Raw genomic sequence first — 4,709 nt, forward strand, 5'->3', positions numbered from 1 at the left:
GCGTATCGCGTTCGAAGCGCACCGTGCCGGCCGACGCGCCGGCACCCCAGCGCAGACTCTGCGGGCCCTTGATGATGGTCAACCGGTCGAAGGTTTCCGGGGCGATGTAGGACAACGGGTTGTCCATGCGCGAGGGGCAGGCGCCGATCAGGTTGCCTTCGTTGCTGACGATGTTCAGGCGCGAGCCGAACATGCCACGCAGGACCGGATCACCGTTGGTACCGCCGTTGCGGATGGCGGCAAAGCCGGGAACCGTCTTGAGGTAATCGGCGCCGTCGCTGGCCGGCACCGGTTGCCGCGGCAGGCGCGGGTCGGTGACCCAGTGCAGTGGCGAGGACGGCGCGCTGGCGGTCACCACCAGGGTATCGAGGGTACGGGCGTCGTCATTGGCGGCATGCAGCGGCAGCGCCGCCAGGGCCAGCGACAAGGAAACAGACAGGCGCGTCAGTGCGCCCGCGCTGCGGGAAGCAACAGTCATGGTGAAACTCCAGAAAAGCACGCAGTCATGCGCCGCCATCACGGCGACACAGGCAGGAAGGGCGGTGGTTTTCAGGAACGCGCGGGCGGGCCGCGCGCGGCGTGGGCAGGCCAGCGCAGGCTGCGTGGCGTGGGCACGGCGCGACACACGCGCGGCGCGATGACCGGCATCGCCGGCAACAGCAGGATCAGCACCGCCAGCCACGGCATCAGCCGCGAGGCCATCATGCAGTACTCGCAGGCGTCGCCATGCCCGGCGTGCTCGCTCATCGGCGGCGACGGTGCCGCTTGGTCGTGAGCGCGCTGCATGGTGTGCACCGGCATCGGCTGCGTCGGCATGTGATGGTGCTGCGTGCCGTCGTGCTGCATGTCCTGATGCGCCATGACGTGTCCGGCGTGGGCATCCAACGGCCCCGACATCGCGTGGGCCATCCCGGTCGGCATGAGCATCACCGGTGCCTCGGCGTGCGCCTGCTGCCAGCGGCTGACCAGCGGCGCCAGCGCCATCAGCAGCGTCGCCACGAAGGCAAGCTGGAGAAAGACGGTATACGGGCGACGGCGGACGTTCACCCCCTCATGGTAGCGCCCGACCTTGGGCCGGGCAGCCCGGAGCCCTGCGACCAACCGTCGCAGCAGCCCTTTCGAAGCGCCCACCGAACGCCTCAACCCCTCTGGAGAAAAGCCCCCTTCTGTTGAAGGGGGCGCGCCAACGGCGCGGGGTAGAGGAAGCATGGACGGCCATCGCCGTCGCTTCTCAGACGGTGATGGTCTGGGTCAGCGATTCCCAGGTCGGCGGCAGTGGCCAGTCGGCTTCCTGATTGCCGTCGATCACCCGACGCAGGTCGCGGGTATCGATCTGCGGGGCCAGCACATGCACCAGTTCCAGCGCGTAGTCGCGCAGCACGCGGTCGCGCGGCAGCACCGCCCAGGCGATGCACTCGTCGATCGGCGCCGGGGCCGGCCACGCGCGCAGGTCGTCGTCACTGGCATTGACCGCCATTTCCGCCAGCAGCCCCACGCCCAGCCCGGTGCGCACATAGGTCTTGATCAGGTCCGCGTCCAACGCGGTAAGGGCGATGTCCGGGGTCAGCCCGGCACTGGCGAAGGCCCGCTGCAGCGACGAGCTGCCGCGGGTGGAGGATTCGTAGCTGATCAGCGGCTGGGTGGCCAGCGCCTGCAGGTCCGGCGCTGCGCCCGGGCGGTCCAGCACGTGGCCACGCGGCACCAGCACCAGCCGGCGCCAGCGGTACAGCGGAATGGCGATGCCGGCTGTGGGTTCGGCACCGGCGGTGGAGATGATGGCGATGTCCGCATCGCCTTGGCTGAGCAGGTCCAGCGCATCGCTTTCGGCGGCCTGCTGCAGGTGCACGCTTACCTGCGGATAGGCCTGCTTGATCTTCGCCACCGCCGGCGGCAGCACGAACCGCGCCTGGGTGTGGGTGGTGGTGAGGATCAGCTGGCCCTGGCTTTCGCGGCGTTGGTTGGCCGCGTAGGTGCGGATGTTGTTGGCTTCGGACAGCACCGCGCGGGCGCGGCCGATCACCTCCACCCCGGCCGGGGTCACCGCTTCGAGACTGCGCCCCTTGCGCACGAACAACAGGAAGCCCAGTTCATCCTCCAGCTGCTTGAGCTGCTTGGACAAGCCGGGCTGGGTGGCATGCACGCGCGAGGCCGCCAGCGTGATGTTGAGCTCGGCGTCGGCGATGGCCACCAGATAACGGAGTTGGGTCAGCGTCATGGGCGTGCGGCACGGCTGGCGAAGGGAGGGCAACCCGACTGTAGGGCAATTGCCGTCACCAGCTTATAACCAAATGTTGTTTAAGAAGGGTATCAGGTCATTTCCCGGGGGCATATGCCGGGTCTACGGTCTGCCCTGCCCTCTCCCCCTGCCGCGCCGGGCGCGGTGAACGGACTTCTTCGGAGCATCCCATGGCCCTGTACAACTCGATCCTGAACACCATCGGCAATACCCCGGTGGTACGCCTGAACCGCATCGCCCCCGACCACGTCACCGTCTACGCCAAGGTGGAGTCGTTCAATCCCGGCGGCTCGGTCAAGGACCGTCTGGCGCTGGCGATCATCCTCGATGCCGAGGCGCGCGGCGTGCTCAAGCCCGGCGACACGATTGTCGAGGCGACCTCGGGCAACACCGGCGTGGCGCTGGCGATGGTGGCAGCCGCGCGCGGCTACAAGTTCGTGGCCACCATGGTGGAAACCTTCTCGATCGAGCGCCGCAAGCTGATGCGCGCCTACGGGGCCAAGGTGATCCTGACCCCGGCCGCCGAACGTGGCTCGGGCATGGTCCGCCGCGCGAAGGAACTGGCCGAGGAGCACGGCTGGTTCCTGGCCAGCCAGTTCGCCAACCCGGCCAACCCGGCGTATCACCGCAACACCACCGCGCCGGAAATCCTGCGCGATTTCGCCGGCAGGCGCCTGGACTACTTCGTCACCGGCTGGGGCACCGGCGGCACCCTGACCGGCGTGGGCGAAGTGCTCAAGGTAGCCCGCCCGGAAACCCGCATCGTGGCCACCGAACCGGCCGGTGCCGCCCTGCTCAAGGGTGACGAATGGAAACCGCACAAGATCCAGGGCTGGACCCCGGATTTCGTGCCCGAGGTGCTCAACCGCGGTGTGTATGACGAACTGCTGACCATCGAGGACACCCGCGCGATCGAAACCTCGCGCCGGCTCGCCGCCGAGGAAGGCATCTTCGTCGGCATCTCCGCCGGTGCCACCGTAGCCAGCGCGCTGGACATCGCCGCGCGTGCCGAGAAGGGCAGCGTGATCCTGGCGATGCTGCCGGACACCGGCGAGCGCTACTTCTCCACCCCGCTGTTTGCCGACATCATCGAAGGCTCCGACGACGACTGGCTGGCCGGTCTGCCCTGACCGCCGCGTTATCCTGCCTGCAACCCGCGACGCCCACCCTTTGGTGGGCGTTGTCGCATTCAGGTGTCGGGGTTTGCTTCATCTGCGGTGAAGCCGACGCCCCGCATCGTGTATTTGCAGGGCAGTGCACACCGGGTCGCACTGCCTGAGACGATGATGACGCAACCTCGACCTGCTGCCCGGTACGGTGCAGCAACAAGGCGACATCCCGTTGCATGGACCCGGTTTCAGTCAGGAGTGGTACGCATGAAGATCGAAGTGTGGCAGGGCGACATCACGACCCTGGCGGTGGATGCGATCGTCAATGCGGCCAACGAATCCCTGCTCGGCGGGGGCGGCGTGGACGGCGCGATCCATCGCGCGGCCGGCCCGCAGCTGCTGGCCGAATGCGAGGCGATGCCGCAGATCCGGCCGGGTGTGCGCTGTCCGACGGGAGAGGTGCGTGCTACGGCCGGTTACAACCTGCCGGCGCAGCATATCTTCCATACCGTCGGCCCAGTCTGGCAGGACGGCCAACGCGACGAACCGGCGCTGCTGGCCAACTGCTACTGGAAATCGCTGCAGCTGGCCGAAAAGCTGGGGCTGCATTCGATCGCCTTCCCCGCCATCAGCTGCGGTGTGTTCGGCTATCCGCTGCACCAGGCTGCGCTGATCGCCGCGACCGAAACCGTGGCCTGGCAGCGCTCGCACCGCGAACCGCGACGGATCATCCTGGTGGCCTACAACGCAGCGACATTCAAGGCCTACCAGTCGGCGTTGGCCACGTTGGGCCAACCGTTCGACGCACCGCCGTCGCCGCTGCTGCCGTCGCTGGACCTCGGGCTGCCGCCGGCAGCGGCGCACTGAGGGAGCGAGCGGTGCCGGTCATGTTGCCGGGGTTGGAGGGGGTGCCGCTGCCGCTGCCGCTGCCAAGGTAGGGTCGCACCCCGGTCGACTGCCGACCGTCGGACACCGTTGGATGTCGGCATGAAAATTGAACGTCGCGGGCGTTCCGCGACCCGCTGTCACCGACCGAGGGCTACCCTGCCGTGGACGCTGCGCCCGCCCCGGGGTGAATCCGCGGCTGGCCGCGCGCGCCGCCCGAGCGGTTTGGCAACGATGCAGGCCCGTTATCGCGCGGCTGCTCCAGCGCTATAGACCCATTCATCGAAGAACGGCTGCAGCGAATGCCCAGCGGCCTTCTCCATCGCGCGCTGGAAATCGGCGGTGACCACCGAGCGTCCGTCGTTGGCGACGGTATACGCGCGCAGGCCGCGCCAGAACACCGCTTCGCCGAGTTCGCCGCGCAGCAGGTGCAGTACGTAGGCGCCCTTGCGGTAGACCACCGCGCGGTCGTCGGCGCT

6 protein-coding genes are annotated in these 4,709 nt (G+C 68.3%); 2 read left to right on the forward strand and 4 right to left on the reverse strand.

Annotated elements, in window-relative coordinates; translation table 11 throughout:
• The 3 genes from RTO53_RS19395 to RTO53_RS19405 form a co-directional block, all read right to left on the reverse strand.
• On the reverse strand, positions 1–478 hold a 478-nt coding region (locus tag RTO53_RS19395), incomplete at its 3' end, for a TonB-dependent receptor plug domain-containing protein (protein WP_312239303.1).
• Between the two features lie 71 nt (positions 479–549).
• Complete coding sequence (locus RTO53_RS19400) at positions 550–984, reverse strand: hypothetical protein (RefSeq protein ID WP_312239308.1); 435 nt, start codon at positions 982–984, stop codon at positions 550–552.
• 247 nt (positions 985–1,231) lie between these two features.
• On the reverse strand, positions 1,232–2,215 hold the full coding sequence (locus tag RTO53_RS19405; RefSeq protein WP_312239304.1) for a LysR family transcriptional regulator: 984 nt from the start codon (positions 2,213–2,215) through the stop codon (positions 1,232–1,234).
• Positions 2,216–2,406: 191 nt separating this feature from the next.
• Here RTO53_RS19405 and cysK point away from each other — a divergent pair, with 191 nt between their 5' ends.
• Together cysK and RTO53_RS19415 are read left to right on the forward strand one after the other, a co-directional pair.
• Positions 2,407–3,366, forward strand: coding sequence for a cysteine synthase A (gene cysK, locus RTO53_RS19410; protein ID WP_312239305.1), 960 nt, complete (start codon positions 2,407–2,409; stop codon positions 3,364–3,366).
• 246 nt (positions 3,367–3,612) lie between these two features.
• Positions 3,613–4,212, forward strand: coding sequence for an O-acetyl-ADP-ribose deacetylase (locus RTO53_RS19415; protein WP_312239306.1), 600 nt, complete (start codon positions 3,613–3,615; stop codon positions 4,210–4,212).
• 263 nt (positions 4,213–4,475) lie between these two features.
• On the opposite strand, the gene RTO53_RS19420 is transcribed toward RTO53_RS19415, so the two are convergent.
• A partial coding sequence (locus tag RTO53_RS19420; RefSeq protein WP_312239307.1) for a M1 family aminopeptidase occupies positions 4,476–4,709 on the reverse strand: 234 nt, incomplete at its 5' end.

Source organism: Stenotrophomonas sp. (assembly GCF_031995405.1).
Taxonomy (GTDB): Bacteria; Pseudomonadota; Gammaproteobacteria; order Xanthomonadales; family Xanthomonadaceae; genus Stenotrophomonas.

Bases quoted from the DNA above. Each gene is read 5' to 3' on its own strand.
- RTO53_RS19400 (WP_312239308.1), bottom strand. From the start codon at position 984: ATGGCGCTGGCGCCGCTGGTCAGCCGCTGGCAGCAGGCGCACGCCGAG.
- RTO53_RS19405 (WP_312239304.1), bottom strand. From the start codon at position 2,215: ATGACGCTGACCCAACTCCGTTATCTGGTGGCCATCGCCGACGCCGAG.
- cysK (WP_312239305.1), top strand. From the start codon at position 2,407: ATGGCCCTGTACAACTCGATCCTGAACACCATCGGCAATACCCCGGTG.
- RTO53_RS19415 (WP_312239306.1), top strand. From the start codon at position 3,613: ATGAAGATCGAAGTGTGGCAGGGCGACATCACGACCCTGGCGGTGGAT.